At 55.6% G+C, this 1,413-nt stretch carries 2 rRNA genes; both read right to left on the bottom strand.

Annotated features, from left to right (window positions below):
- Positions 1–45: 45 nt before the first annotated feature.
- A 5S ribosomal RNA gene (rrf, locus tag IEW13_RS17240) occupies positions 46–163 on the bottom strand.
- 152 nt (positions 164–315) lie between these two features.
- Positions 316–1,413: ribosomal RNA gene (locus tag IEW13_RS17235) — 23S ribosomal RNA — on the bottom strand; the annotation flags it as partial.

Here is a 1,413-nt window from a genome sequence, read left to right as displayed (position 1 = left end):
AAAAAAAGGGGGGCCCACCCACACAGGCAGACCCCCCAACAAGAATTGCGGCAGCGTCTTACTCTCCCACACCCCCTAGAGTGCAGTACCATCAGCGCTGGCAGGCTTAGCTACCGGGTTCGGAATGGGCACCGGGCGTTTCCCCACCGCTATCACCACCGCAAAACACACACCCCAACAACCCACCCCCCACACTGGGGGGTGGTGGTTTGTGGAGCAAGAACCACACAGCAGACACGAAACACCACACGCACACATTGCGCCACTTGGTATGCCTTCCACGCAACAGCCCACACCCAAAAAGGCGTGAATGTATGTGGTAAGTCTTCGGCGTATTAGTACCAGTCAGCTACACGTATTACTACGCTTCCACATCTGGCCTATCAACCCCATGATCTCTAGGGCGCCTCACAACCCCTAAAGGGTCAAGGAAATCTCATCTTGAAGCAGGCTTCCCACTTAGATGCTTTCAGCGGTTATCCCTCCCGAACGTAGCCAACCAGCCATGCACCTGGCGGTACAACTGGCACACCAGAGGTTCGTCCGTCCCGGTCCTCTCGTACTAAGGACAGCCCTTCTCAAATTTCCCACGCACGCAGCGGATAGGGACCGAACTGTCTCACGACGTTCTAAACCCAGCTCGCGTACCGCTTTAATGGGCGAACAGCCCAACCCTTGGGACCGACTCCAGCCCCAGGATGCGACGAGCCGACATCGAGGTGCCAAACCATGCCGTCGATATGGACTCTTGGGCAAGATCAGCCTGTTATCCCCGAGGTACCTTTTATCCGTTGAGCGACCACGCTTCCACAAGCCATGGCCGGGTCACTAGTCCCAACTTTCGTTCCTGCTCGACACGTCCGTCTCACAGTCAAGCTCCCTTGTGCACTTACACTCAACACCTGATTGCCAACCAGGCTGAGGGAACCTTTGGGCGCCTCCGTTACTCTTTGGGAGGCAACCGCCCCAGTTAAACTACCCATCAGGCACTGTCCCTGAACCCGATCAGGGTCCGAAGTTAAGGTATCCGAAGCAGCCAGAGTGGTATTTCAACAACGACTCCACACCCGCTAGCGCGGATGCTTCACAGTCTCCCACCTATCGTACACAAGCCACACCGAACACCAATACCAAACTATAGTGAAGGTCTCGGGGTCTTTCCGTCCTGCTGCGCGTAACGAGCATCTTTACTCGTAGTGCAATTTCGCCGAGTTCGTGGTGGAGACAGCAGAGAAGTCGTTACGCCATTCGTGCAGGTCGGAACTTACCCGACAAGGAATTTCGCTACCTTAGGATGGTTATAGTTACCACCGCCGTTTACTGGGGCTTAAATTCTCCGCTTCAACCCCCGAAAGGGTCTAACGAGTCCTCTTAACCTTCCAGCACCGGGCAGGCGTCAGTCCGTATACAGCG

Source organism: Sediminivirga luteola (assembly GCF_014639315.1).
Lineage (GTDB): Bacteria > Actinomycetota > Actinomycetes > Actinomycetales > Brevibacteriaceae > Sediminivirga > Sediminivirga luteola.
This window is presented reverse-complemented; position numbering and strand designations above follow the sequence as displayed.